Source organism: Micromonospora sp. IBSANI012, from assembly GCF_052814045.1.
In genome coordinates this window covers 4,511,658-4,537,905 of the sequence record NZ_CP199933.1, presented here as the reverse complement: position 1 = coordinate 4,537,905, position 26,248 = coordinate 4,511,658, and the positions used below count along the sequence as shown (strand labels likewise).

At 72.6% G+C, this 26,248-nt stretch carries 20 protein-coding genes; 15 read left to right on the top strand and 5 right to left on the bottom strand.

The features are described from left to right. Positions 1-119: 119 nt before the first annotated feature. The 7 genes from ACTWM8_RS20865 to ACTWM8_RS20835 all read left to right on the top strand — a co-directional run bounded on the left by ACTWM8_RS20865 (position 120) and on the right by ACTWM8_RS20835 (position 8,117). Positions 120-1,502 (top strand): cytochrome P450, encoded by a 1,383-nt coding sequence (locus tag ACTWM8_RS20865; RefSeq protein WP_446210513.1) that lies wholly within the window; start codon positions 120-122, stop codon positions 1,500-1,502. A gap of 5 nt (positions 1,503-1,507) precedes the next feature. Next, positions 1,508-2,410 (top strand): terpene synthase family protein, encoded by a 903-nt coding sequence (locus ACTWM8_RS20860; protein ID WP_446210512.1) that lies wholly within the window; start codon positions 1,508-1,510, stop codon positions 2,408-2,410. Further along, positions 2,407-4,020, top strand: coding sequence for a prenyltransferase (locus ACTWM8_RS20855; protein WP_446210511.1), 1,614 nt, complete (start codon positions 2,407-2,409; stop codon positions 4,018-4,020). Before ACTWM8_RS20860 ends, ACTWM8_RS20855 begins: the two co-directional genes overlap by 4 nt. A gap of 91 nt (positions 4,021-4,111) precedes the next feature. After that, positions 4,112-6,637, top strand: coding sequence for a nitrate- and nitrite sensing domain-containing protein (locus tag ACTWM8_RS20850; RefSeq protein WP_446210510.1), 2,526 nt, complete (start codon positions 4,112-4,114; stop codon positions 6,635-6,637). A gap of 85 nt (positions 6,638-6,722) precedes the next feature. Further along, the gene (locus tag ACTWM8_RS20845; RefSeq protein WP_446210509.1) at positions 6,723-7,145 is read left to right on the top strand and encodes a roadblock/LC7 domain-containing protein; all 423 of its coding nucleotides are present in this window, start codon (positions 6,723-6,725) and stop codon (positions 7,143-7,145) included. A 5-nt stretch (positions 7,146-7,150) separates the two neighbouring features. Continuing rightward, a complete protein-coding gene (locus ACTWM8_RS20840; RefSeq protein WP_154936056.1) occupies positions 7,151-7,534 on the top strand; it encodes a DUF742 domain-containing protein in 384 nt (127 codons plus the stop codon). Further along, complete coding sequence (locus tag ACTWM8_RS20835) at positions 7,515-8,117, top strand: GTP-binding protein (protein ID WP_088961285.1); 603 nt, start codon at positions 7,515-7,517, stop codon at positions 8,115-8,117. The genes ACTWM8_RS20840 and ACTWM8_RS20835 overlap by 20 nt, the downstream gene beginning before the upstream one ends. 89 nt (positions 8,118-8,206) lie before the next feature. Here the strand turns inward: ACTWM8_RS20835 and ACTWM8_RS20830 are convergent, their stop codons facing one another. After that, positions 8,207-11,059, bottom strand: coding sequence for an aconitate hydratase (locus ACTWM8_RS20830; protein WP_446210508.1), 2,853 nt, complete (start codon positions 11,057-11,059; stop codon positions 8,207-8,209). A 160-nt stretch (positions 11,060-11,219) separates the two neighbouring features. On the opposite strand from ACTWM8_RS20830, the gene ACTWM8_RS20825 reads away from it, so the two are divergent. After that, on the top strand, positions 11,220-11,579 hold the full coding sequence (locus ACTWM8_RS20825) for a VOC family protein (protein WP_446210507.1): 360 nt from the start codon (positions 11,220-11,222) through the stop codon (positions 11,577-11,579). 125 nt (positions 11,580-11,704) lie between these two features. Beyond that, positions 11,705-12,361 carry a DedA family protein gene (locus ACTWM8_RS20820; protein WP_446210506.1) on the top strand — a complete coding sequence of 219 codons (657 nt, stop codon included), beginning with the start codon at positions 11,705-11,707 and terminating at the stop codon, positions 12,359-12,361. 72 nt (positions 12,362-12,433) lie between these two features. Here the strand turns inward: ACTWM8_RS20820 and ACTWM8_RS20815 are convergent, their stop codons facing one another. Together ACTWM8_RS20815 and ACTWM8_RS20810 are read right to left on the bottom strand one after the other, a co-directional pair. Beyond that, positions 12,434-13,096 carry a C39 family peptidase gene (locus ACTWM8_RS20815; RefSeq protein ID WP_446210505.1) on the bottom strand — a complete coding sequence of 221 codons (663 nt, stop codon included), beginning with the start codon at positions 13,094-13,096 and terminating at the stop codon, positions 12,434-12,436. Positions 13,097-13,681: 585 nt separating this feature from the next. Further along, a complete protein-coding gene (locus ACTWM8_RS20810) occupies positions 13,682-14,404 on the bottom strand; it encodes a hypothetical protein (RefSeq protein WP_446210504.1) in 723 nt (240 codons plus the stop codon). A gap of 101 nt (positions 14,405-14,505) precedes the next feature. Between ACTWM8_RS20810 and ACTWM8_RS20805 the strand changes: the two genes are divergently transcribed. Then, the gene (locus tag ACTWM8_RS20805) at positions 14,506-14,886 is read left to right on the top strand and encodes an ArsC/Spx/MgsR family protein (RefSeq protein ID WP_446210503.1); all 381 of its coding nucleotides are present in this window, start codon (positions 14,506-14,508) and stop codon (positions 14,884-14,886) included. A 15-nt stretch (positions 14,887-14,901) separates the two neighbouring features. Here ACTWM8_RS20805 and ACTWM8_RS20800 read toward each other — a convergent pair whose 3' ends face one another. Beyond that, complete coding sequence (locus ACTWM8_RS20800) at positions 14,902-15,081, bottom strand: hypothetical protein (protein ID WP_179806561.1); 180 nt, start codon at positions 15,079-15,081, stop codon at positions 14,902-14,904. Positions 15,082-15,150: 69 nt separating this feature from the next. Between ACTWM8_RS20800 and ACTWM8_RS20795 the strand changes: the two genes are divergently transcribed. From ACTWM8_RS20795 to pulA, 5 genes are all read left to right on the top strand, one after another. Beyond that, on the top strand, positions 15,151-15,807 hold the full coding sequence (locus ACTWM8_RS20795; RefSeq protein WP_446210502.1) for a hypothetical protein: 657 nt from the start codon (positions 15,151-15,153) through the stop codon (positions 15,805-15,807). A gap of 37 nt (positions 15,808-15,844) precedes the next feature. Beyond that, positions 15,845-16,234 (top strand): hypothetical protein, encoded by a 390-nt coding sequence (locus ACTWM8_RS20790; protein ID WP_441146789.1) that lies wholly within the window; start codon positions 15,845-15,847, stop codon positions 16,232-16,234. Between the two features lie 187 nt (positions 16,235-16,421). Next, entirely contained in the window at positions 16,422-17,090 is a 669-nt protein-coding gene (locus tag ACTWM8_RS20785; protein ID WP_446210501.1) for a cellulose binding domain-containing protein, read from the top strand. A gap of 103 nt (positions 17,091-17,193) precedes the next feature. After that, the gene (locus tag ACTWM8_RS20780; RefSeq protein ID WP_446210500.1) at positions 17,194-17,877 is read left to right on the top strand and encodes a cellulose binding domain-containing protein; all 684 of its coding nucleotides are present in this window, start codon (positions 17,194-17,196) and stop codon (positions 17,875-17,877) included. Between the two features lie 163 nt (positions 17,878-18,040). Continuing rightward, positions 18,041-23,539: a pullulanase-type alpha-1,6-glucosidase gene (gene pulA / locus ACTWM8_RS20775; RefSeq protein WP_446210499.1), complete on the top strand. Its 5,499-nt coding sequence runs from the start codon at positions 18,041-18,043 to the stop codon at positions 23,537-23,539. A gap of 77 nt (positions 23,540-23,616) precedes the next feature. On the opposite strand, the gene ACTWM8_RS20770 is transcribed toward pulA, so the two are convergent. After that, on the bottom strand, positions 23,617-25,977 hold the full coding sequence (locus tag ACTWM8_RS20770; RefSeq protein WP_446210498.1) for a hypothetical protein: 2,361 nt from the start codon (positions 25,975-25,977) through the stop codon (positions 23,617-23,619). Positions 25,978-26,248 lie beyond the last annotated feature (271 nt).

The window sequence follows — 26,248 nt, the reverse complement described above, 5'->3', positions numbered from 1 at the left end:
AAAATCTGGAAAAGCCCTTTCATCAGTGACATGCTCACCGCAACCGTCACGCGCCATCACCACAGCACCACGCAGCGCGAGGCGGTGCAGCACCGGAGGAGGACCCGTGCAGGTGAGCCATGACTGAGTCGACCGCCCCGGTTCACCGCAAGCCGCACGTCGCCACCCTGCGTCGCACGGTGCCCAAGCTGCTCCGCGACCCGCTGGGCACCCTGGTCGGACTCGCCGACGCGACGCCCGGGCAGGTCGTCCGGCTGAACCTGGGCACCATCCGGCCGTACCTGGTCACCGAGCCGGCGCACGTCCAGCACGTGCTGCGGGACAACGCCGCGAACTACACCCGGGCCGGCGACAGCATGCTGTGGCGGTCGGTCCGGAAGCTGGGCGGCGACGGGATCCTCTCCGAGGGCCCGAAGTGGGAGGCGAGCCGGCGGCGGCTCCAGCCGCATTTCACGCCCAAGCGGCTCGACGCCGCCGTGGCCGACATGAGCCGGGCGATCAGCGACGCCGTGGACGAGTTGGCCGGCCCGGCGCGCGACGGCACCCCGGTCGACGCGGCCGCCGAGGTCTCCCGGATCATCTGCGCGGCCGTCAGCCGGGTCTTCTTCGGCGCCAAGATCGACACTGCCGATGCCAGACGGGTGGTCGTCGAGCAGAACACCGTCGCGACCGCGCTGCGGTTCCGGCTGCTCGCCCCGTTCCTGCCGGACGCCGTGCCGATGCCCGGCGACCGGGCCTTCCGTCGGGCCGTCCGGAACATCGACGAGATCCTGCTCCCGCTGGTCCGCGCCGAGCGGGCCCGGCCCCAGGGCGGCGACGACATCCTCGCCGCGCTGGCCCGGGCCAGGGACGCCGACGGCAACAAGCTGGACGAGCGGCGGGTCCGCGACGACGTGGTGTCCACCTTCGCCACCACCACCGAGACCACGTACACGGTGCTCACCTGGCTCTTCCCGCTGCTGGAGCAGGTGCCCGACGTCGCCGCCCGGCTCTACGAGGAGATCGACCGGGTGGTCGGCCCCGGCGAGGTGGTCACCCGGGAGCAGGTCGGCGAGCTGCGCTACACCCGGATGGTGCTGGACGAGCTGCTTCGCACCTATCCGTCGGGCTGGCTGGTCCCGCGGACGGCGGTCGCCGACGACGTCATCGGCGGCACCCGGATCTCCGCCGGCGCGACGATCGCCCTCAGCCCCTACGTCACCCAGCGGCTGGCCCGGTTCTGGGACCGCCCGGAGGTCTTCGACCCGGAGCGCTTCGCCCCCGACGCGCCCCGGCGCGCGCACCGGTACGCCTACTTCCCGTTCGGCGGCGGCGCCCACCAGTGCATCGGGCAGTACCTGTTCCAGCTGGAGGCGACGCTGATCCTGGCGACCCTGTTCAGCCGGTTCCGGTACCGGCTATGCGAGCCCGGGATGCCGGCCCCGCAGCTCGCCGCCTCCCTGCGAGCCGGGGGGCCGGTGCCGCTGATGCTCACCCCGCACCGGCAACCGGCCCTGGCCTGACCGCCGTGGCACCTGACGTACGGGCGGTCGACGAGCTGCGGGAGGCCGCCGAGCACGGACGGATCTGCGCCCTCGCCGCGCAGGGCCAGCGGGACCTGCAACGCTGCCTCGCCGCTCATCCGGACCTCTTCGCCGCCGGGCCCTTCGACGCGGCCCTGGCCAGCAGCGTCGCCCTGGCCATCGCGTTCAGCGCCCCTTGGTGCGACGCCGCCGAGCTGCGGTTGACCAACCGGGCGGTGCTCTGGGGGTTCGCGCTGGACTGGCAGGTGGACCACCTGGCCACCTCGGCCGCCGAAGTCGACCAGCTGGTGCGCCGGCAGCTCGCGGTCGCCGCCGGGGCGCCCGCGACGGCGGACGACCCGCTGGGCCGGTTCCTGGCCGAGTTCCGGGCCGAACTGGCCGCCGCGCCGGCCTTCGCGACGCTGGGCGGGGTGTGGCGAAAGGCGGTGCGCCGGACGCTGGAGGCGATGCGGCGGGAATGGCACTGGCGGACGGCCGGCCGCGACGGCCTGCTGCCGCTGCCGTCGCTCGCCGACTACCTGGCCAACGCCGACAACCTGGCCTGCACCGTGGTGAACTTGGGGCACTGGATCTCCACCGGCGGCCCGGACGCACCCGACCGGCTCGATCGGCTGGTCGCCGCCAGCGACGCGGTGCAACGCGCCCTGCGGCTGGTCAACGACCTGGCCACCTACGAGCGGGACCTGCGCTGGGGCGACCTCAACGCGATCATGCTGGTCGAGGACCGGGCCGTCGTCGAGCGGGAGCTGACCGGCCTTCTCGCGCGGGCCACCGAACTCCTCGACGAGCTGCGCGCCGACTGCCCCCGGGAGACGGCCTACCTGACCCGGCAGCTCGGCTACACCAGCGGCTTCTACCGGTCGACCGACTTCTGGGGGGTGGCGTGAGCACGGAGGCTCTGGCCCGGGACGCCGCACCACCGGAGGATCCCGGGTACGCGGTGGCGGCGGGCGAGCTGGTCGCCGGGCTGACCGTCCGTCCGGCGGGCCGTACGTCGCCGTCGCCGTACGAGACCGGTCGGCTGGTCGCCCTGGCGCCCTGGCTGCCGCAGCACGCCGAACGGATCCGCTTCCTGCTCGCCGGGCAGCGCCCGGACGGAGGCTGGGGCGGGCCGGAGGGCTACGCGCTGGTGCCCACGCTGAGCGCCGTCGAGGGGCTGCTCGCCGCGCTGGAGTGGGACATCCCGGTCGGCTGGTCCCACGACGGCGTGCGCAACGCCGTGGACCGGGCGCTGCGCCTGCTGTACGACCGGGCGGCCGGCCCGGCGGCGTACCCCGTGCCGGACCTGCCGGCCGTGGACCTGATCGTTCCGGCGCTGGTCGAGCGGATCGGCGACCGGCTGGCCGAGTCGCCGACCGCGCTCGCCGAGTGGCGCGCCGTTGGCCCGCCGCCGCTGCCGGCCGGCATGGACTCGCAGCGCCTCGACCGGGTACGCCTGCTTGCCCGGTCCGGCCGTCCGATGCCGCCGAAGCTGTTGCACGCGCTGGAGGTGCTCGGCCCGGCGGCGCGGCGGCTGCCCACCGTGACCCCCACCGGGTCGGGCGCGGTCGGCGCCTCCCCGGCCGCCACCGCCGCCTGGCTCGGCGGCCCCGACGGGAGCCCACCGGCCACCGTGGACTACCTGCGCCAGGCGATCGCCGACCACGGGGGACCGGTGCCCTGCGCCACCCCGATCACTGTCTTCGAACGCTCCTGGGTGCTCGCCACCCTGGCCCGGGTCGGCGTACCCCTGTCGGTGCCGGCCGGAGTCCTCGCCGAGCTGCGGGCCGCGCTCGGCCCGGACGGCGCCGCCACCGGGCCGGGCCTGCCCACCGACGCCGACACCACCGCGGTCACCCTGTACGCGCTGGCGCGGCTGGGCCAGCCGGCCGACCCGGCGTGCCTGGCCGGGTACGACACCGGGGAGCACTTCTGCACCTGGCAGGGGGAGAACGGCGCGTCGGTGACCACCAACGCGCACGTGCTGGAGGCGCTGGGCCGGCAACTCGGCGACGGTGGCCCCCGGGCGGCGGGGGTGGTGCGCCGGCTCACCGGCTGGCTGCTCGACCGGCAGGAGGCCGACGGCCGGTGGTCCGACCGCTGGCACGCCTCGCCCTACTACGCCACCTGCTGCGCGGTGCTCGCCCTGCGCGACCACGGTGGTCCGTCGGCCCGGCCGGCGGTGGAGCGGGCGGTCGGCTGGGTGCTCGACAGTCAGCAGTCCGACGGCTCCTGGGGGCGGTGGGCCGGCACGGCGGAGGAGACCGCGTACGGCCTGCTCGTGCTCCTGGCGGGGCGGCCCTCGCCCTCGCTCGACGCGGCTGTGGCCGCGGCGGCCGGTCGGTTGTCCGTGATGGACGGTGAGCGGGACGGCCCTCCACTGTGGCACGACAAGGACCTGTACCATCCTGGACAGATCGTACGGGCGGCCGTGATCGCCGCACGCAAGGCGGCGGGCGACCGGCTGCGCGGTGGCGCTCATACCCCGACAGACCCCTGGTCTGCACTGCTTGAGTGAACTTCCGGACACTGCTAGCGTGCGCCGGGGCCGGGGTCGCGCTTTTCGGCCAATCCGAAACGTGAATGAGGACCGGCGAGGGACGGGTGTGATGGGTTCCCGCAGTGCAAGTCTGCGCACCAAGGTTGTGGCCCTGCTGGTCTCGTTGGCCGCGCTCTGGGCTTTCGCGGCCTGGGTGACCCTGCGCGACGGTCTCAACGTGCTCGGCGTGCAGACGCTCGACGCGCAGGTCGCCGAGCCGAGTGAGTCGCTGCTCACCGAACTCCAGCGGGAACGGCGGATGTCGGCGGCCTACCTCGGCCGCCCGAGTCCGGAGCAGGCGGAGCAGCTGCGTGAGCAGCGCCGGCGCAGCGAGGAGCGGGCCGCCGACTTCGCCGAGTCGGCCCGCAGCTCGCGGGCCCGGCTCGCCTCGAGCGACGAGCTGGTGGAGCGGATCGACGAGGTGGTCACCCGGCTGGACGCCCTGGGCGCGGTGCGGGACGCGGTCGCCACCCGGTCCGTCGACCGGGCCGGCGCCGTCGACTCGTACACCGGGGTGCTCGACTCGCTGTTCCGGGTGTACGCCTCCCTGGGCAAACTGGACGACGAGCAGATCGCCAAGGACACCGCCACGCTCACCCAGCTGGTCCGGGTGCGGGAGCTGATGTCCCAGGAGGACGCCCTCTTCGCCGGGGTGGCCGCCGCCGGCCGGATCAACGACCGGGAGTACGCCCAGTTCGCCCACCTGGTCGGCGCGCAACGGTTCCTCGCCGGCGAGGCGCTGGCCGAGCTGCCCGACGCCGACCGCGAACGCTACGTGCGGATGACCGACGGGCAGTCCTTCGTCCGGCTGCGGTCGATGGAGGACCGGCTGGTCCGTGACGGCCGCCCCAACGCGCCCCTGCCCGTCGAGGCCGACGACTGGCAGGCCGCCATCGCCCCGGCACTGCAGGAGCAGGAGGCCACGGTGCTGGCCAGCGGCGACGCGCTGGTCGACCGGGCCACCCCGGTGGCGATCTGGGTGATCGTCCGGATGGTGCTCGCCGCCGGCCTCGGCCTGATCGCCGTCATCGCCTCGGTGATCGTCTCGATCACCACCGCCCGCGCCCTGGTCCGTCAGCTCGAACGGCTGCGCGAGGCCGCCTTCCGGCTGGCCAACGAGCGGCTGCCCGGGGTGGTGGAGCGGCTCGGTCACGGCGAGGAGGTCGACGTGGCCACGGAGGCGCCGCCGCTGGAGTTCGGCGACGACGAGATCGGCCAGGTCGGCAAGGCCTTCAACGTGGTGCAGGAGACCGCCGTGCGTACCGCGGTGGAGCAGGCCGAGCTGCGCCGCAACGTCCGCGAGGTCTTCCTCAGCCTGGCCCGGCGCACCCAGGCCCTGGTCCATCGCCAGCTCACCCTGCTCGACGCGATGGAGCGCCGCGAGCAGGACGCGGAGGAGCTGGAGGACCTGTTCCGGGTGGACCACCTGGCCACCCGGATGCGGCGCAACGCCGAGAACCTGATCGTGCTCTCCGGCTCGACCCCGGGCCGCGCCTGGCGACGCAACGTGCCCATGGTGGACGTGGTGCGCGGCGCGGTCGCCGAGGTCGAGGACTACACCCGGGTCAACGTGCTGCCGCTGGGGCCCGTCTCGCTGGCCGGCCGGGCGGTCGGTGACGTGATCCACCTGCTGGCCGAGCTGATCGAGAACGGGCTCGCCTTCTCCCCGCCGCACACCTCGGTGGAGGTGCGGGGCCAGCTGGTCGCCAACGGCTTCGCCATCGAGATCGAGGACCGCGGCCTCGGCATGACCGAGGAGGACCTGGCCGCCGCCAACGACCGCATCGCGGACCGCTCCGAGCTGAACCTGGCCAACGCCGCCCGCCTGGGCCTCTACGTGGTCAGCCGGCTGACCGAGCGGCACGGGGTGAAGGTCCAGCTCAAGGAGTCAGCGTACGGCGGTACCACCGCCATCGTACTGATCCCCCTGGACCTGGTGGAGACCGGCCAGGACGCGAACACCTCGGGCGGCTTCCCGGTCGGTACCGGGTCGGTCCCGCCGATCGCCGCCGCCGAGGGCGTACCGCCGGCCGGGGTCCCGGCGGCCGGCAGCGACACCGCCGCGGACGGCGATCCGGTGGACACTCCGGCGCTGCCGGTCTGGGCCGGGACCGCGCCGTCGCCGGCTGCGTCGGGGCTGCCCACCCGGTCCCGGACCGGGCCGGGACAGGGTGCCCTGACCGGCCCCACCGTGCCGACCGGCCTGCCGACCACCGTGGCCCGGCCCGCCGCGCCGCAGCGGCCCGCGACCGTCCCGACGCCGGTCGCCGCGGCCGTGCCGGACCCGGCCGTAGCGGAAGCGCCCACTGACGACCAGACGTCGGCCGGCACGGACGCCCGGGTGACGGACTCCGGGCTGCCGGTGCGGGTACGGCAGGCCAACATCGTGCCGGAGCTGCGCGGTGAGCAGGCGGCCGACGACGACGAGTCCGACGAGCAGGCGGCGCGCCTGCCGGAGCAGGTGCGCAAGAGGATGAGCTCCTACCAGACGGGCACCCGGCGTGGCCGGACCGATGCGGCCCGCCTGCTGGGAGGCGCCGCCACCGGGGCGCGGTCCGGCGACGGGCCGGAGGACGGGGACGGTCAGGCGACCTGACGGCGGCGCGAGGAGAAGCGACCGCGCGACGGGCACGGCAACACCGACGTACGGCGACACCAGCCGGGGGAGAAGAGGACGACGAGTGGGGCAGAAGACGGCTTCGAGTGCCGACCTGACGTGGCTGCTGGACGATCTGGTCGGTCGGGTGAAGCAGGCCGAACACGCCGTGGCGCTCTCCTCCGACGGCCTGCTGATGGCCTCGTCGCGGGGGCTGAGCCGGGACGACGGTGAGCACCTTGCGGCGATGGCGGCCGGGATCCAGAGCCTGGCCCGGGGCGCGGGCAAGCGGTTCGGCGGCGGGCAGGTCCAGCAGACCATCATCGAGATGCAGTCGTCGTTCCTGTTCGTCACGGCGGCCGGGCGCAACGCCTGCTTGGCGGTGCTCGCCGCCGAGGACGCCGACGTCGGACTGATCGCCTACGAGATGGCGATGCTGGTGACCCGGGTGGGCAAGTTCGTCGCGTCGCCGACCCGGGGGATCGACCAGCCGGCCGGCGGGAAGTAGCGGCGATGAGGGTCGAGGGCGGTTCCGAGGACAGGTGGGTGGACGACCACGCCGGGCCGGTGGTCCGGCCGTACGCGGTCACCCGCGGCCGGGCCCGCCCGGTCACCGGCACGTTCGACCTCATCTCCCTGGTGACGGCGACCCGCGCGGACGCCGGCGCGGAGTCCGGGCTGGGCCCGGAGCACCTGGCGATCGTCGCGCTCTGCCAGCGGATGCAGTCCGTGGCGGAGGTCGCCGCCCATCTGGACCTGCCGGTGGGGACCGTCCGGGTCCTCCTGGGCGACCTGATGGCCCGCGAACTGGTGATGGTGCGGCCGCCGCGCGGCAGCGCCGGCCTACCTGACGAGAGCGTCTTCGAGGCGGTGATCAATGGACTACGGGCACTCTGACCGGCCGGCGGGAGCGCCGCCGCTGCCCACCGCGATCAAGATCTTGATCGCCGGCGGCTTCGGCGCGGGCAAGACCACCATGGTCGGCTCGGTGAGCGAGACCAGGCCGCTGCGCACCGAGGAGGTGCTGACCGAGACGGGCATCGGGGTCGACGACCTGTCCGGCGTGGAGGACAAGACCACCACCACGGTGGCGATGGACTTCGGCCGGATCACCATCAGCGACGACCTGGTGCTCTACCTCTTCGGCACTCCCGGCCAGGACCGGTTCTGGTTCGTCTGGGACGAGCTGGCCCTGGGCGCGATCGGGGCGGTGGTGCTGGCGGACACCCGCCGACTGGCGGACTGCTTCCCCTCGATCGACTACTTCGAGGAGCGGGGCACCCCGTTCGTGGTGGCGGTGAACTGCTTCGAGGACGCCCGGCGCTACCAGCTGGACGAGGTGCAGGCGGCGCTCAACCTGGACCCGGGCGTGCCGGTGCTGCTCTGCGACGCCCGGCAGCGGGAGTCCAGCCGGGACGTGCTGGTCACGCTCATGGAGCACGCCATGAAGACCCGGGAGGCCCGCCGCCGCGAGGACTGACCGTCCCCGCCGCGAGCATCGGGCATCCGCACCGACACGACAGGGCCCCTCCCCGCCAGCGCGGGAAGGGGCCTTGTCGTCGTGGTACGTCAGCTCGCGATCATCCGGCGCAGCACGTACTGCAGGATGCCGCCGTGCCGGTAGTAGTCCGCCTCGCCCGGGGTGTCGATCCGGACCACGGCGTCGAACTCCACGCCGGTGTTGGTGGTGACCTTCACCGTGCGCGGGGTGTCGCCGTCGTTGAGCGCGGTCACGCCGGTGATGGAGAAGGTCTCCGTGCCGGTGAGGCCGAGCGACTCCGCGGTGGTGTCCACCGGGAACTGCAGCGGCAGCACGCCCATGCCGATCAGGTTGGAGCGGTGGATCCGCTCGTACGACTCGGCGATGACCGCCTTGACGCCGAGCAGCATGGTGCCCTTGGCCGCCCAGTCGCGCGACGAGCCGGAGCCGTACTCCTTGCCGGCCAGGATGACCAGCGGGACGCCCGCCTCCTGGTACGCCATCGAGGCGTCGTAGATCGAGGTCTGCTCGCCGGTCAGGTGGTTGACCGTGAAGCCGCCCTCGACGCCCGGGACCAGCTGGTTGCGCAGCCGGATGTTGGCGAAGGTGCCCCGGATCATCACCTCGTGGTTGCCCCGGCGCGAGCCGTACGAGTTGAACTCGTGGCGCGGCACGCCGTGCTCGGCGAGGTACTTACCGGCGGGGGAGTCGGCCTTGATCGAGCCGGCCGGGGAGATGTGGTCGGTGGTCACCGAGTCGCCCAGCTTGGCCAGCACCCGGGCGTCGCTGATGTCCACGACGGCCTTCGGCTCCCGCTCCATGCCCTCGAAGTACGGGGGCTTGCGGACGTAGGTGGACTCGTTGGCCCAGGCGAAGGTGTCACCGGTCGGGGTGGGCAGCGACTGCCAGCGCTCGTCGCCGGCGAAGACGTCGGCGTACGCGGCGCTGAAGCCGGTGGCGCCGATCGCCTGGGCGATGACGTCCTGGATCTCGGCGCTGTTCGGCCAGATGTCGCGCAGGAAGACGGGGTTGCCCTCGCTGTCCTCGCCGAGCGGCTCGTTGGCCAGGTCGATGTCCATCGTGCCGGCGAGCGCGTACGCGACCACCAGCGGCGGGGACGCCAGGTAGTTCATCTTGACGTCCGGGTTGATCCGGCCCTCGAAGTTCCGGTTGCCGGAGAGCACCGAGACGACGGCGAGGTCGCCCTCGTTGACCGCGGCGGAGACCTCCTCCGGCAGCGGGCCGGAGTTGCCGATGCAGGTGGTGCAGCCGTAGCCGACCAGGTTGAAGCCGAGCTTGTCCAGGTAGGGCGTGAGGCCGGCGCGGTCGTAGTAGTCCATGACGACCTTGGAGCCCGGCGCCAGGGTGGTCTTCACCCACGGCTTGCGGGTCAGGCCCTTGTCGACCGCGTTGCGGGCGAGCAGCGCGGCGCCGATCATCACCTGCGGGTTGGAGGTGTTGGTGCAGGAGGTGATGGCGGCGATCACCACGGCGCCGTGGTCCAGCTCGTACTCGACGCCGTCGGCGCTGGTCACCCGGACCGGGTTGGTGGCGCGCCCGCCGGCGCCGGCCGCGGCGGTCTCCAGGTCGCGCGGCTCGTCGGCCGGGTCGCTGAACTCGTTGGCCGGCGGGTCGCTGGCCGGGAAGGACTCGGCGCTGGCCTCGTCGGCCGGGCCGTTGGCGCCGCGCGGCAGCTGCTCGCGGGCGACGCCCGGCTTGAGGTCACGCGCACCGGCGGAGTCGTCGGCGACGTAGTCGGTCAGCGCGGAGCGGAACAGCGTCTTGGCGCTGCCCAGCGGCACCCGGTCCTGCGGACGCTTCGGGCCGGCCAGGGACGGCTCGATGGTGCCCAGGTCGAGCTCCAGTCGCTCCGAGTACTCCGGCTCGTGGTTCGGGTCGTGCCAGAGGCCCTGCTCCTTGGCGTACGCCTCGACGAGCGCGACCTGCTGCGGGTCGCGGCCGGTCAGCTCCAGGTAGCGGACGGTCTCGGCGTCGATCGGGAAGATCGCCACGGTCGAGCCGTACTCCGGGGACATGTTGCCGATGGTGGCCCGGTTGGCCAGCGGCACGGCGCTGACGCCGGGGCCGTAGAACTCGACGAACTTGCCGACCACGCCGTGCTTGCGCAGCATCTCGGTGATGGTCAGCACCAGGTCGGTGGCGGTGGTGCCGGCCGGCATCTCGCCGTGCAGCTTGAAGCCGACGACCCGGGGGATCAGCATGCTGACCGGCTGGCCGAGCATCGCGGCCTCGGCCTCGATGCCGCCGACGCCCCAGCCCAGCACGCCCAGGCCGTTGACCATGGTGGTGTGCGAGTCGGTGCCGACCACGGTGTCCGGGTACGCCTGGCCGTTGCGCTCCATCACCGTGCGGGCCAGGTACTCGATGTTGACCTGGTGCACGATGCCGGTGCCCGGCGGGACGACCTTGAACTCGTTGAACGCGGTCTGGCCCCAGCGCAGGAACTGGTAGCGCTCCTTGTTGCGCTCGTACTCCAGCTCGACGTTGCGCGCGAAGGCGTCCTCGCGGCCGAACAGGTCGGCGATGACGGAGTGGTCGATGACCAGCTCGGCCGGGGCGAGCGGGTTGACCTTGGTGGCGTCGCCGCCGAGGTCGCGGACGGCCTCCCGCATGGTGGCCAGGTCCACGACGCAGGGCACGCCGGTGAAGTCCTGCATGAGCACCCGCGCCGGGGTGAACTGGATCTCCACGCTGGGGGCGGCGGTCGGGTCCCAGCCGCCGAGCTGGCGGATGTGGTCGGCGGTGATGTTCGCGCCGTCCTCGGTCCGCAGCAGGTTCTCCAGCAGGACCTTCAAGCTGTAGGGCAGCCGGTCGTGGCCCTCCACCTTGTCAATCCTGAAAATCTCGTAGCTCGCGTCTCCGACGCGTAGCCGGGTCTTCGCACCGAAGGTGTCGAGGCTCGCCACGTCGTACTCCTTCACACCAGCGACCGTGAGTAGTCCTGAGCAGTCTGTCGCACCGGTCGGAGCGCCGCCCAGGTTAGGTGACACTTACCGCCGATTCTCGTCGTCAACAAAACCGTACGTCCGTCTTGCTATTCGCGCAACCTCGTGCCAGGGTTCGGGACGAGGAGGTGCCACCATGATCCATCACGTCCTGCTCGCCTACCCACGCGGCTCCGAGGAGGCCTCCCGGGCCTTCTACGCCGGCCTGCTCGGCCTGGTCGAGAAGCCCAAACCGCCGGCCCTCGCCGCCCGCGGTGGTTGCTGGTTCACCGGGTACGGCGCGGAGCTGCACCTGGGCGTCGAGGACGGTTTCCGCCCCGCCCGCAAGGCGCACCCGGCCCTGCTCCGCCCCGACCTGGACGACCTCGCCGCCCGGCTGGCCGCCGCCGGACACCCGGTCACCTGGGGTGACGACGAGCTGCCCGGGATGCGGCGGTTCCACACCGAGGACCCGCACGGCAACCGGCTGGAGTTCGTCGCCCCGATCACCGGCTGACCGCCGCCGGTCCGCGTCGGCCGTCCCGCTCCGACGGGGGTGAGCGGGACGGCCGAGCCGCCGAGCAGCCCACCCGGCCCCGGCGGCGGGGGTAGGGTTCGAGGTCGGATCGGAAGGGGTGGCGGGTGGTCGACGTACAGCACTGGCTCTCCGCGCTGCCCCCGGTCGCGGTCTATCTGATCGTCGCCGGGGTGATCGGTGTCGAGAGCATGGGTGTCCCGCTCCCCGGCGAGATCGTGCTGGTCAGCTCCGCCCTGCTGGCCGCCGCCGGGGTGGTCGAGCCGGAGTGGGTGGCCTGCGCCGCGGCGTTCGGCGCCATCCTCGGCGACTCCATCGGGTACGCGGTGGGCCGGCGCGGCGGCCGTCCGCTGCTGGCCCGGTTGGGGCGGCGCTTCCCCCGACACCTCGGCCCCGCGCAGCTCGCCCGGGCCGAGCAGAGCTTCGCCCGGCACGGCGTCTGGGCGGTCTTCTTCGGCCGGTTCGTCGCGCTGCTGCGCATCCTGGCCGGGCCCCTCGCGGGCGCGCTGCACGTGCCGTACCGCCGGTTCCTGGCCGCCAACGCGGCCGGCGGCCTGGTCTGGGCCTTCGGCACGACCTACCTGCTCTACACCGTCGGCCGGGCCGCCGAGCACTGGCTCAAGGACATCTCCTGGGCGGGCCTGGTCCTCGCGGTGCTCGCCGGGCTGGGCAGCACCTGGTGGCTGCGGCGCCGGGCCCGGCACCTGGACCAGGAGCCCGCGTCAGAGCCGGCCGAGCCGGTCCGGGCCGGCCGCGACGGCTGACCCCGGTCCCACCAGAGACGACGAAAGGGCCGGCCCCGGGTGGGGCCGGCCCTTGTCGGTGGTGTTGGTGGGTCAGGAGGCGGCGGAGTAGCCGCGGGTGGCGATCCAGTCGGCGAGGTTGTCGACGCTGATTCGGTAGGAGGCCTGGTCGGGGTTGGCCGAGTCGGCGATGGTGACGGTCTTGCCGTTGTCGGTGTAGCCCACGACGCTGATGTAGTGCCCGCCTTCGAAGGAGTGGGTGGTGCCGTCGGTGTCGGTGGTGGTGCCGGCGATGTTGGCGACCACGGCGCGGCCGTCGTCGATGGTGCGGACGATGTCGGTGCGCAGCTTGTCGGTCTGCTTGCGGTCGGCCTTGTTGTCGCGGATCTCCACCGACCGGTAGACCTTCTTGCCGGTTTCCTTGTTCAGGACGGGGGTGATGTCGTTGATGCTGTTGGTGCCGTCCTCGGTGGTGCCCATTTCCTTGGCCATGGCGTCGACGTCGATGTTCTTGCCCTGCACGGAGAGGGCGTTGCGGGTGGCGGCGGGGCCGCAGTAGTAGAAGTTCGGCTGGGCCTGGTAGCGCACGTTGAGCTCCCGCTCGCCGTGCGACTTACGGTCGGCCTGCGTCGAGGTGCTGGTGCCCTGGTGGGTGGGGGCGGCGTAGGCGGCGACGGCGGGGCCGGCGATCCCACCGGCGGTGGCGGCGAGGCCGGCAGCGGTCAGGGCGGTCTTGCGGATCAGATCGGTACGCATGAGGGTGCACCTTTCGATCGGGGGAAACGCAACCGTCGTCGGGGGAGACGGCGGCGCGTGAGAGGGAAGTCAAAGGAAGGGGATCTGCCCGGCGGCCACACAAAGGGGCTCTGCTCGGGGTGTCCGGGGGGATGTAACCGTCCCGGCGGGCTGCGCATTCCACAGGCCCGGGGGCCATGGTGCCGGGGGATGTAACCAACCCGGGTGGTCCCGCATTCCACGGGCCTCGGCCCGGGGGCCTGCTCGGGGTGGTGCCGGGGGATGTAACCAACCGGGGTGGGCCGGCATTCCGCCGGGCCTGACTCTCCGGTACTCCCGTCCGGGCCGGGGGCCACCGCGGTCTGCCATGTATAACGACCCCGGCCCGCCGACCATTCCACCACCGGGCCGACCCCGCCCACCCGACACCGCAGGTCAGACCGGACATCCGGGCGACGACCACCAACCCGGAACCGGACATCCGGCAGCGAACTGCCCCTCCGGCCTGCGCTGGGGTCCGCCATGAGACCCGCCGTCATCGGCTTGCACGGTTTGCGGCGTGTCGCGGCCGATCCGCCCGCGCCGAGGCGCGCCGACCCGGCCGCGCTAGGCGTCACGCAGCAGCGCGACCACCGCGTCGCGGGCCGCGCGCACGGCGTCCCGGGACTGATCGGTGTGGTCCAGTGCGTCGAAGCCGTGCCGTCCGTCCGGTACGTCGAGAACCCGCACCCACCGGCCACTCGCCGCCGCCGCCGAGGTGAACGCCTCGATCCCGGCCAGCACCGGCGGCATGTCCCGACCCGCCCGGACCAGCAGGATCGGCAGGTCGCCGGCGGACGCCACGGCGTCGACCGGGTGGAACCGGGCCTCGACCTCCCAACCGGGCAGCGGCTCCAGCAGCGGATAGGTGCCGACCAGCCCGCGCAGCCACGACGGTGCGGCGCGCAGCCAGTCGCTCAGCAGCAGGCCGCCGCCGGAGAAGAACCAGAGCACCAGCCGGTCGGCGTCGACCCGGGGATCGGCGCGAACCTGCGCGACGGCCGCCGCGACGTCCTCGGCCGCGGCCGGGAAGCCCGTCAGCTCGTCCACCCGGTAGCTGACGACCGCGGCGACGAGGCCCTGGTCGGCCAGGAGGGCGCCGTATCCGCGGTAGAGGAGCCAGTCGCGCGGATCGGACGCGCCGGGTGGCAGCGGTGCGCCGTGGACCAGCATCACGGCGGGCCGGGGCCCGTCACCCGCCGGCAGGTGCACGTCCACCTGGCCGTGCCGCTCGACGGGGGCGGCCGGCGGGGACAGGACGAACGGGGTCCGGTCGAAGGGCGTCGCCATTCCGGGATGGTATCCACCAAGCCCCTGCTCCGATGCCCCGTCGACCGTCCACTCTGGATGAAATGGGACAGGTCGGCAGGTCGTCTGTCACCATGTCGGTCATGGAGATCTGGCACAACCCGTCCTGCTCGAAGTCCACCTGTGCCCGCACCACCCTCGACGAGGCGCGGGTGCCGTACCGGCTGCGGGCGTACCTGGAGCAGCCGCCGAGCGCGGCCGAGTTGACCGAGGTGCTGCGCCGGCTCGAGGCGCGCGCGTGGGACATCTGCCGCACCGGGGAGCCGGCCGCGGTGGAGCGGGGCATGGCCGACTGGCCCCGCGACGACGCCACCGAGCCCCGCTGGATCGAGGCGATGGTGGCGCATCCGGAGCTCATCCAGCGGCCGATCCTGCTGCTCGACGACGGGAGCGCGGTGCTCGGGCGTACCCCCGGAGCGCTCGACGAGGCGCTGCGCCGCGCCGGGGCCGAGCCCGAGAGTTGAGCCGCGCCCGCCGGGTCAGGCCTGCTCGCCGGCCGGCGTGCCGTTCCCCGCGGCCTGCGCGTGCCGCTCGCGCAGCCGGTCCCGGATCTCCTCCGGCGTGTACGACCGGCGGCGCCGCTCGGCGCGGGCGATGACCACGCCGGACGCCGCGACGCCGGCCAGGCCGGCCAGACCGAGTACCTTCCACCACCGCATCCGTTGCCGCATCGGCCTAGGGTAGTGGCCCATGAGCGACCGCAGCGAGCGAAACACCGGGGCGAGGGCATGAGCATCAGCCTGGACGAGGCCGTCGACCTGACCCGTACCGGAGACGTGTGGGTGTTCCGTGGCCGGAGCGTGCCCGACCGCGCCATCCAGCTCACCACGAACAGCCCGGTCAACCACGTCGGCATGGCCGTCGTGCTGGACGACATGCCGCCCCTGATGTGGCACGCCGAGCTGGGCCGCTCGCTGCCGGACATGTGGACCGGCAGTCACCAGCGCGGCGTGCAGCTGCACGACCTGCGCGACGCGGTCTGCGTCTGGGCCAACCGGTACGGCCAGCGGGCCTGGCTGCGCCAGCTCGACCCGCCGGCCGACGCGGCGATGGAGCAGGCGGTGCTGCGTACCGTCGCCCGGCTCGACGGCACGCCCTTCCCCTCCACCGCCCAGCTCGCGTGGCGCTGGGCGCGGGGCCGCGTGCCGCAGGTGCGGCTGCCGGGCCGCCGGGACCGCTCCGGGGTGCCGGTGCCCGACCGGGCGTTGGAGACGGCGTACTGCGCCGAGGTGGTGGCGGTGACCTACGAGGCGATGGGGCTGCTGCCGGCCGGCCGCCGTCCGAACTGGTACGACCCGGGTCGGTTCTGGAGCGGCGACGACCTTGACCTGGCCGGTCGGGCCAAGCTCGGCGCCGAGATCGAGGTGCACATCCCGCCGCGCTGAGGTTTGCCGGCGCCCGTCGGCGGCAATTGGTGACGCCGTGAGAGCCTCCACCGATCTCGACACGCTGACCGACTTCTTCGACCGGTACGGCGTGGCGCTCACCGCCGGCGACGTACCCGCCCTCGCCGGCTGCTACGCCCTGCCCGGGCTGGTGGTCGCCGACACGTACAGCTTCTCCTTCAGCACGCTGACCGCCGTCGCGCTCTCCTTCGTCGGCGCCGCCCCGGACTACCAGGAACGGGAGCTGGTCGCGGCGAACGCGCTGATCGAGGACGTGCAGCCGGTCTCCGCGCTGCTGACCGAGGTGGCCGTGCAGTGGGAGTTCCTGGACAGCCAGGGTCGGGCGGTGCCGGGCGAGCGGTACCGCTATCTGCTGCGCACCACCGAGGACGGTCCGGCCATCTGCACCGTCATCCGCGCGGCGTGACGCCTGTCGGGCAGCCGTTCGGTGGGCGGCGTCGATGCGGGGCTGACCCGACCGGACCCGAATCGGTTTCGTGCGGCCAGCCGTTTTCCGACCCGTACCGGCCGGACGGACCGTACCGGGCGGGCCCTCTGCTGTCCGACATCTTTGCTGGCTAGGCTGGCGCGTCTGCTCCGACAAGGGGGACCTCATGTCCGACCGCTCGGCCCCACGGCCGGGGGCGCGATCCGCACCCGCCGTGCTGGCGTCGATGCCGTGGATCGTCGTGCTGCTCGGCGTCGGTCTGCTCGCCGTCCTGCTGGTGTTCGCCCTGCTCTCCTTCCGCGGACCGGAGCACGCGGCGGCGCCCGAGCCGGCGCCGCCGATGTACCTGCCGAGGATGCCCTCCGTGACGTCGTCCGTGACGCCCCCCGCCGACGCCCCGCTGGTCGCCGTGGACGCCACCCCGTCGCGGACGGCCAGCGCCACCCCGTCGCCGCGGGCCAGCACCCGCCGGCCGGCCGCGACGCCGACGACCCGCGCACCGGCCGCCAGCTCCGGCCGGGTGAGCGCGGACTACCAGGCCACCTCCAGCGACCGGAACTCGTTCTCCGCCCGGCTGACGGTGCGCAACACCACCGGCGGGGCTCGCGAGTGGCAGGTGGAACTGCTGTTCACGGGCAACGTCAAGTCGATTCAGGCGTCGTCGGACTCGGGGCTGTCGGTGCGTACCGAGGGCAGTGGCTGGTTCGTGCTGAGCGGCAGCAGGCCCCTCCCGGCGGGGGAGAGCGCCGTGGTGTCCATGACGTTCGGCCGGACCGGCACCGGTGACCGGCCGGGCCAGTGCACCGTCAACGGGGCGGACTGCACCATCGGCTGAGCGCCGGACGCGTCCGTACCATCAGGACGGTGCCCGCGCCGCAGACTTTCCGGCCCTGCCGATGATGGCTACGCTCGCCGAACGGCACGGACGAGGGAGGGGCATGTCCGGCACGCGTCGCCGCTCGTCCCGGGCCGCCACGGCGCTCGCCTCTTCGCCCTGGCTGCTGGTGGCCACCGGGGTCGTGGTGATGGTGGTGCTGCTGGTCGTCGCGTTGGCGGCGTCCCGCGGCCGCGAGCCGGAGACCGCCCGGCCGGCTGATCTGCCCGCCACCGTGGCGCTGCCCGACCTGCCGTCGAGTCCGCCGTCGCGGGCGCCGGTCGCCCTGCCCGCTCCGGGCGCCCCGCAGCTCACCCCGCGCCGCAGCGATCCGCCGCCCGGCCCGACGCCCAGCCGGCACCCCGCGTCCTCCGCCGCGGGACGGGACGCGCGACCGGAGTCGGCCCCGCCGCCCCCGCCGCCGTCGCCGGTCACCGGGCGGTACCGGGTGGTGAACTCCTTCGACGACGGCTTCATCGGCGAGGTGCTGCTCGCCAACGCCGCCGCCGGTCCCCGCCCCTGGACGGTGCGCCTGGTGCCGCCGGCCGGCAGCCGCGTGGCCAGCTCCTGGGTGGAGGGTGCGCCGCAGGGCACCTCCCGGATGTCCGACGGCGTCTTCACGTACACCAGTGGGGTGGACCTCGACGGCGGCGCGTCCGTGGCGTTGCGGATCCACTTCGAACACACCGGCGAGAACACCCGCCCGAGCGAATGCGCCGTCGACGGCGCCGCCTGCGCCGGCCTCTGACACATCCTCTTGTCCGGTGGCGCGGGGTGACCTTCCCGTGCGGCGGAACGACGGCGCGTTTCGCAAGGAGGCTGCTTTGTTGCGACCATGTTTGCAAGGTATTGCAGAATGTTTCGGCAAGAGCTAGCGTGCGGGCGAATCAGCGACCAGAGGAAGGCCGTCGATGAAACCCCCGCCGACATCTCGCAAGGCACTGCTCGCCTTGGTCTCCACCCTCACCCTCGCCCTCGTCGGCGTCCCGGTCGCCGTCAACCAGCTCGGCGCGGACGCCACCGACCGGACGCTCACCGTCGACACCCTGGCCGCGGCCGGCGCCGCCCAGTGGGGCGCCGAGCCCTCGACCGAGGCCCTGCTGAAGGCAGGCGCCGGCACGGGACGCGCCGAGCAGTTCTACTTCGTACTGCCGGACCGGTTCGCCAACGGCGACAAGCGCAACGACTCCGGTGGACTCACCGGCGACCGCCTGCGCACCGGGCTGGACCCGAAGGACAAGGGCTTCTACCACGGTGGCGACCTCAAGGGCGTCATCGACAAGCTGGACTACATCCAGGGCCTGGGGACGACCGCCATCTGGCTCGCGCCGATCTTCAAGAACCGCCCCGTGCAGGGCAGCGGCGCGGACATCTCGGCCGGCTACCACGGCTACTGGATCACCGACTTCACCCAGGTCGACCCGCACTTCGGCACCAACGAGGAGATGCGGAAGCTGGTCAAGCTCGCCCACCAGCGCGGCATCAAGGTCTACCTTGACGTCATCGTCAACCACACCGCCGATGTCATCAAGTACGGCGAGGACAAGTACGCGTACGTCGACAAGAAGACCTCGCCGTACACCGACGCGCAGGGGCGCGCCTTCGAGGACCGCAACTACGCCGATGGCACCCGGGACTTCCCGACGGTCACCGCGGACGCGGGCCCGTACACGCCGACCTTCGCCACCCCCGCCGACGCCAAGGTGAAGGTGCCGGCCTGGCTGAACGACCCGACGATGTACCACAACCGGGGTGACTCGACCTTCGCCGGCGAGAACAGCGAGTACGGCGACTTCTTCGGCCTGGACGACCTGTGGACCGAGCGTCCCGAGGTGGTGCGGGGCCTGACCAAGGCCTACGGCGACTGGATCGCCAGCACCGACGTCGACGGCTTCCGGCTCGACACCGTCAAGCACGTCAACCTGGACTTCTGGCCGCAGTTCAGCCGGGGCATCAAGCGGGCCGCCGACGCCGCCGGCAAGAAGGACTTCTTCATGTTCGGCGAGGTCTACAGCGCCGACCAGGAGGTCACCTCGACCTATGTGCGGCGCGGCGGCCTGCCGGCCACGCTGGACTTCTCCTTCCAGGAGGCCGCGCGCGGCTACACCGCCGCCGACGGCTCCGCCAAGGCGCTGGCCGACGTTTACGCCCGCGACGACCTGTACGCCGCCCGGGACACCGGGGCCAACCGGCTGACCACCTTCCTCGGCAACCACGACATGGGCCGGATCGGCTCCTTCATCGCCGCCTCCGGCGGCGACGACGCCGCCCAGCTGCGCCGCGACCAACTCGCCCACCAGCTGATGTTCCTCACCCGGGGTCAGCCGGTCGTGTACTCCGGCGACGAGCAGGGCTTCACCGGCCCCGGCGGCGACAAGGACGCCCGGCAGGACATGTTCGCCACCAAGGTGGCGGACTACCTCGACGACGACCTGATCGGCACCACCCGCACCCACGCCGACGACCAGTACGACACCGGCCACCCGCTCTACCGCACCATCGCCGAGCTGGGCACGCTGCGCCAGGCCCACCCGGCGCTGCGCGACGGCATCCAGGTCACCCGGTACGCGGCCGACGGCGCCGGCGTCTTCGCCTTCTCCCGGATCGCCCCGGCCGACCGCACCGAGTACGTGGTGGCCGTGAACAACGCCGCCACCACGCAGTCCGTCTCCGTCGACACCTGGTCCGCCGGCACCGCCTTCACCGGCATCTACGGCGGCGCGGCCACCGTCACCGCCGGCGCGGACGGCAAGCTCAACCTGACCGTGCCGCCGATGGCGGCCGTGGTGCTCAGGGCCGACCGGCCCATCCCGCAGGCCACCGCCGCGCCGAGCGTCACCCTCACCGCGCCCGGCGCCGACCCGGTCGCCACCCGGGCCGCCGTCACCGCCCAGGTCACCGGCGACCCGCTGGCCACCGTCACCTTCGCCGCCCGGGTGCCCGGCGGCAGGTGGACGCTGCTGGGCAGCGCGCACACCGCCCCGTACACCGTCCACCACGATCTGACCGGCCTGCCCGGCGGGACCAGGGTCGAGTACAAGGCCGTGGTCCGCGACGGCAAGGGGCGGACCGCCGGCACCCGCGCCACCGGCGTCGTCGGCACCCCGGCGCAGAGCGCCGCTCGGGACTGGGCGGTGGTGCACTACCAGCGCCCGGCCGGCGGGTACGACGACTGGGGCCTCTACACCTGGGGTGACATCGACCCGGCGTACGCGACCGAGTGGCCCAAGGGGCAGCCGTTCGCCGGTGAGGACTCCTACGGCCGGTTCGCCTGGGTCAAGCTCAAGCCGGGCGCGAAGTCGGTCGGCTTCCTGGTCGTCGACAAGAGCGGCAACAAGGACGTCGCGAACGACCGCACCATCGACGTGACGCAGACCGGCGAGGTCTGGGTCAAGCAGGGCGACCCGACGCTCTACCCGACCCGGCAGGCCGCCACCGGCGAGCCCGACCCGGCGGTCGACGAGAGCACCGCGGTCATCCACTGGCGCAAGGCCGACAACGACTACGCCGGCTGGGGGCTGCACCTCTGGGACGGCGCCGCCAACCCGACCGACTGGTCCAACCCGCTCAAGCCGGAGAGAATCGACGCCTACGGCGCGGTCTTCCGGGTGCCGCTGGCCGCCGGCGCGACCGGGCTGAACTACATCATCCACTCCGGTGACACCAAGGATCAGCCCGACGACCAGCGGCTGGACTTCGCCAGCGCCGGGCGTGAGGTCTGGCTGCTCGCCGGGGTGAAGGGCCGGCTGCTGCCGCCCAGCTCGTCCGGCCCCGCCCGGGACCTGGACATCACCAAGCAGAAGGCGCACTGGATCGACCGGTCCACCGTCGCCTGGCTGACCGGCCCGACCGACGGCAAGCAGTACGCCCTGGTGGCCGCCCCGGCCGGCGGGCTGAGCATCGCCGACGGCGAGCTGGCCGGGACGTACACCTCGCTGCCGCTGCGGGCGCAGCGCAACGGGCTCACCGAGGCCCAGCGCGCGGCCTTCCCGCACCTGTGGTCCTACCGCACGTTCAGCCTGGACCGGGCCGACCTGGCCAAGGTCCCGGCGGCGCTGCGCGGGCAGTTGGTGGTGACCGAGCGCGACGCCGAGGGCGTGCTGCTCGGCGCGACCGGCGTGCAGATCCCGGGCGTGCTCGACGACGTCTACGCCCGGGCAACCGAGGCCCGGCTGGGCGCCACCTTCGCCGGCCGGGTGCCCACCCTCGCCGTCTGGGCGCCCACCGCCCGGACGGTGTCGCTCCAGCTCTTCGACTCGCCCACGGCCGAGCCGAGGACGGTGGCGATGAGCCGCAACGACCGCACCGGCGTCTGGTCGGTGCGCGGCACGAAGGCCTGGGCCGGCAAGTACTACCGCTACCAGGTCGAGGCGTGGCAGCCGGCGGCGCAGAAGGTGGTCACCGCCGCGGTGACGGACCCGTACTCGGTGGCGCTCGCGCCGGACTCGACGCACAGCCAGATCGTCGACCTGTCCGAGGAGGCGCTGGCCCCGTCCGGCTGGGCCAACCTGCGTAAGCCGCCGGCGGTGCCGGCGTCCAAGGCGCAGATCTCCGAGCTGTCGGTACGGGACTTCTCGATGGCCGACGCCACCGTGCCGGCGGAGAAGCGGGGCACCTACCTCGCCTTCACCGACCCGAACACGGCCGGCATGAAGCACCTGAAGGCGCTCGGCGACGCCGGGGTCAACTACCTGCACCTGCTGCCCTCGTTCGACTTCGCCACCATTCCCGAGCAGCGGGCCGCCCAGCAGCAGCCCGACTGCGACCTGGCGAAGCTGCCGCCGGACTCCGAGCAGCAGCAGGCCTGCGTGGCGAAGATCGCCGAGAAGGACGGCTACAACTGGGGGTACGACCCGCTGCACTACACCGTGCCGGAGGGCGGCTACGCCGTCGACCCGGCCGGGGCGAAGCGAACGACCGAGTTCCGGCAGATGGTCGCCGGAGTCAACGGCGCGGGGCTGCGCGTGGTGCTGGACGTGGTCTACAACCACACCTCCGCCTCGGGCACCGACCCGAAGTCGGTGCTCGACCAGGTGGTGCCGGGCTACTACCACCGGCTGCTGGAGGACGGCAGCGTCGCCAACTCGACCTGCTGCGCCAACACCGCCCCCGAGCACGCCATGATGGGCAAGCTGGTGGTGGACTCCCTGGTCACGTGGGCCAGGGCGTACAAGCTGGACGGCTTCCGGTTCGACCTGATGGGTCACCACCCGAAGGCGAACATCCTGGCCGTGCGGGCCGCGCTGGACCAGCTCACCCCGGCCCGCGACGGCGTGGACGGGAAGAAGATCCTGCTCTACGGCGAGGGCTGGAACTTCGGCGAGGTCGCCAACGACGCCCGGTTCGTGCAGGCCACCCAGGCCAACATGGCCGGGACCGGCATCGGCACCTTCAACGACCGGCTCCGCGACGCGGTGCGCGGCGGCGGTCCCTTCGACGGCAACCCGCGCATCCAGGGCTTTGCCTCCGGTCTCTACACCGACCCCAACGGCGACACCGTGAACGGGACGGCGGCCGAGCAGAAGGCGCGGCTGCTGCACTACCAGGACCTGATCAAGGTGGGGCTCGCCGGCAACCTGCGGGGCTACCGGTTCACCGACTCGTCGGGCCGGCAGGTCACCGGCGCCCAGGTGGATTACAACGGCTCGCCGGCCGGCTACACCGCCGCGCCGGGCGAGGCGGTCACCTACGTCGACGCGCACGACAACGAGATCCTGTACGACGCGCTGGCGTACAAGCTGCCGCAGGGCACCTCGGCGACGGACCGGTCGCGGATGCAGGTGCTGGCGTTGGCGACCACCACCTTCGGGCAGGGGGCGGGTTTCGTCACCGCCGGCTCCGAGCGGCTGCGCTCGAAGTCGCTGGACCGTAACTCGTACAACTCCGGTGACTGGTTCAACCAGATCCGCTGGGACTGCGCGCAGGGCAACGGGTTCGGCGCCGGCCTCCCGCCGGAGCAGGACAACAAGGACAAGTGGCCGTACGCGAAGCCGCTGCTGGCTGATCCGAAGCTGGTGCCGGACTGCGCCGCGATCAACCTGGCCGACGCCCGGTACGCGGAGCTGCTGCGGATCCGGGAGTCCTCGCCGGTGTTCGGGCTGGCCACCGCCGGCCAGGTGCAGCAGCGCGTCGCCTTCCCGCTCTCGGGCGAGAACGAGACGCCGGGCGTGCTGACCATGACCCTCGACGCCCGCGGGCTGGACGGGAAGTGGAAGTCGCTGACCGTCGTCTTCAACGGCACGCCGGAGACGGCGAAGCAGACGGTGACCGGCCTGCGGGGCGCGGACGTCGCACTGCACCCGGTGCTGGTGAACTCGGCCGACCCGGTGCTCCGGACGGCCTCGTTCGACCGGGCGGCCGGCACGTTCACCGTGCCGGCGCGCAGTGTGGCGGTCTTCGTCCAGCGCTGACCCGACGACCGTCCGGCCCCCTGCCACCGAGGTGGCAGGGGGCCGGCGTCTGCGCTGATGCGGTTACCGACCGTCGGTCAGTTGAAGCAGTCCTTGACGGTGCCGGCGCAGTTGGTGGGGTCGTTGTTGGTCACGGTCGACTTGTCGTCGAGCTTGACCGTGCCTTCGTTGTTGAGGATGCCGCCGGCGACCCGGTGGGTCTTGGAGGCGTCGGTGGCGGTGTTCTTGGTGACGTGGGTCTTGGTCAGGGTGACCTTGCCCTTGTTGTTGAAGATGCCGCCGCCGTTGAGGGCGGTGTTGCCCTTGATCTCGGTGTTGCGCAGGGTCAGCCTGGCGTTGTCGTCCTCGCCGTTGGACGGGTCCTCGAAGCCTTCCTTGAGCTTGACGTCCTGGTCGCCGTTGAAGATGCCGCCACCGAAGCGGCCGGCGGTGTTGTCGAGGATCTTGCTGTCGGACACGGTGGCCGTGGCCTTGTCCTTGTCCTTGTCCTTGTCCTTGTCGTCCTTGTCCTTGTCCCAGTCGTGACCGTTGTTCTTCTTGTCCTCGCCGCCGGTGTTGACGATGCCGCCGCCGTCCTTGTCGGCGTGGTTCTTGGCGACGATGACCTTCTCGAGGTCGAGGTTGGTGTCCTTGGCGTAGATGCCGCCGCCGCTGTCGCAGGCGGTGTTGTCCTTGATGACCGACAGGACGATCTTGACGAACCCGCCGGAGCTGAACACGCCGCCGCCGTTCTCGCCGGCCTTGTTGTCCTCGATGGAGGTCTTGAAGATCTCCACGGTGCCGGCTTCGTCGCGGCCCTGGAAGCGCGGCCAGGAGTCGTTGTCCTTGCCGTGTTCCTTGTCCTTGTCGTGGTCCTTGTCCTTGCCGCGGCCGTTGGCGATGCCGCCGCCGTTCTTGCCTGCGGTGTTGTTGGCGATGCGGGACTCGTCGTCCTCGTCCTTGTCCCTGCCGTCGTCGGAGCCACCCTGACCCTGGGAGGACCAGTCCTTGTCCTTGTCCTTGTCCCGGTCCTTGTCGCGGGACTCGCCCTTGTCGCGGTCCTTGTCCTTGTCCTCGTCCCGGGCGGACTCGCCCTTGTCCTTGTCCCGGTCCTTGTCCCGGTCCTTGTCGTCGTGCCGGTCCTTGTCGTCGGAGAACCAGTCCTTGTGCTCCGAGGACCCGGTGACCTTGAGGACGCCGACGTTGAAGATGCCGCCGCCGTTCTCCTGGGCGTGGTTGTTCTCCACCTCGCTGTTCTCGAGGTCGACGCGGCCGAAGTTGGCGATGGCGCCGCCGTTGCCCTCGGCGTTGTTGCGGGTCAGCGTGACGTCCTTCAGGTGCGCGCTACCGCCCCGCTCGACCAGCAGAGCGCCACCATCGGCCTCGAGGTCCTTGCGGTCGTCGTCCTTGTCGTCCTTGTCGTCCTTGCCGTCCTTGCCCCACGGCCCGCCCTGCATGCCTTGGGCTCCCTGCGCGCTCTGGGCATCCTGGGCTCCCTGCCCGCCCTGCGCAGCCGGGGCGCCCTGCGGGCCACCCAGGCCCTGCGGGCCACCCGGGCCCTGCGGGCCACCCGGGCCCTGCGGGCCACCCGGGCCCTGCGGGCCACCCGGGCCCTGCGGGCCACCCGGGCCCTGCGGGCCACCCGGGCCCTGCGGGCCACCCGGGCCCTGCGGGCCACCCGGGCCCTGCGGGCCACCGGGAGCCGCAGCGGCGGCCGGAGCCGGGGCGGTGGCCGGGGCGGCGGCCGGAGCCGGGCCGCCCGGTACCTGGGGTCCGCCCGGTCCGCCCGGTCCGCCCGATCCACCGGGTCCGCCGGGTCCGCCGGGTCCGCCGGGGCCCTGGTTGCCGTACTTGAACTCGGAGGCGTTGCCGCCCTTGAGCGTGAGGTCCTTCAGGGTCAGGTCGCCGCCGTCGGCGACCCGGAACAGCCGGAACGTCTGCTCGGAGTCCCGCTTGATCGTGGAGTCCTCACCCTTGATGGTGATCTCCTGCTTGATCGTCGGCAGGCCCGTGCCGGACTTGCGGTCGTGCCCGTCCAGCTCGTAGGTGCAGTCCTTGGCCAGCTTCAACGTGCCACCGTGATCCCGGTTCGCCAGATCGACAGCCTCGATCAGCTTCTCGTCGTCACACGGCACCTCCCGCACCCGACCGTGCTCGTCACGATCCCGGTCCTTGTCCCGGTCCCGGTCCCGGTCCTTGTCCCGGTCCCGGTCCTTGTCCCGGTCCCGGTCCCGGTCCTCGCCCCGGGCGTCGTCCTTGGTGAGCTGCTGGGCGGTCGACCACTTCACATCGGCGAGCCGGTGGGAGCCGGTGACCCCGGTGGTCGCGTAGGCCACACCCGCGAGGCTGACCGCTCCCGTCAGGCCCATGACGCCGGTGGCGAGCCAGAGCCGACGACGACGGAACGGGGAGGCCGTCTCACGGGTGGCGTCATCGTTATTGCGAAGGTAGTTGGACATCGGAGCTCTCTGCCCTCTCCTTGTACCCGACAAGGTCGCTTCGCCACGGCGAGGCGGCCTTCGCTACAAATCGGTTGTAGCTGCTGAACAACAACGTATGAGAACCTTCTTCACCTCGTGGGCGTATACGAAAAAAGCCCACATTAGGTATGTGGGCGGTGCAGCCGACAGCAGGGCGGACGGGGGTGCAGCAGAGGTGTCACCGGTGGGCGAAGGGCGTCGCGGAGGGCGAAAGCGCGTGACGGGCGCTCGGCGTCGGGGGCGACGACGC

Bases quoted from the DNA above. Each gene is read 5' to 3' on its own strand.
- ACTWM8_RS20795 (WP_446210502.1), top strand. From the start codon at position 15,151: ATGAGCATCAGCCTGGACGAGGCCGTCGACCTGACCCGTACCGGAGAC.
- ACTWM8_RS20850 (WP_446210510.1), top strand. From the start codon at position 4,112: ATGGGTTCCCGCAGTGCAAGTCTGCGCACCAAGGTTGTGGCCCTGCTG.
- ACTWM8_RS20805 (WP_446210503.1), top strand. From the start codon at position 14,506: ATGGAGATCTGGCACAACCCGTCCTGCTCGAAGTCCACCTGTGCCCGC.
- ACTWM8_RS20840 (WP_154936056.1), top strand. From the start codon at position 7,151: ATGAGGGTCGAGGGCGGTTCCGAGGACAGGTGGGTGGACGACCACGCC.
- ACTWM8_RS20780 (WP_446210500.1), top strand. From the start codon at position 17,194: ATGTCCGGCACGCGTCGCCGCTCGTCCCGGGCCGCCACGGCGCTCGCC.
- ACTWM8_RS20800 (WP_179806561.1), bottom strand. From the start codon at position 15,081: ATGCGGTGGTGGAAGGTACTCGGTCTGGCCGGCCTGGCCGGCGTCGCG.
- pulA (WP_446210499.1), top strand. From the start codon at position 18,041: ATGAAACCCCCGCCGACATCTCGCAAGGCACTGCTCGCCTTGGTCTCC.
- ACTWM8_RS20865 (WP_446210513.1), top strand. From the start codon at position 120: ATGACTGAGTCGACCGCCCCGGTTCACCGCAAGCCGCACGTCGCCACC.
- ACTWM8_RS20825 (WP_446210507.1), top strand. From the start codon at position 11,220: ATGATCCATCACGTCCTGCTCGCCTACCCACGCGGCTCCGAGGAGGCC.
- ACTWM8_RS20770 (WP_446210498.1), bottom strand. From the start codon at position 25,977: ATGTCCAACTACCTTCGCAATAACGATGACGCCACCCGTGAGACGGCC.
- ACTWM8_RS20810 (WP_446210504.1), bottom strand. From the start codon at position 14,404: ATGGCGACGCCCTTCGACCGGACCCCGTTCGTCCTGTCCCCGCCGGCC.
- ACTWM8_RS20835 (WP_088961285.1), top strand. From the start codon at position 7,515: ATGGACTACGGGCACTCTGACCGGCCGGCGGGAGCGCCGCCGCTGCCC.
- ACTWM8_RS20815 (WP_446210505.1), bottom strand. From the start codon at position 13,096: ATGCGTACCGATCTGATCCGCAAGACCGCCCTGACCGCTGCCGGCCTC.
- ACTWM8_RS20785 (WP_446210501.1), top strand. From the start codon at position 16,422: ATGTCCGACCGCTCGGCCCCACGGCCGGGGGCGCGATCCGCACCCGCC.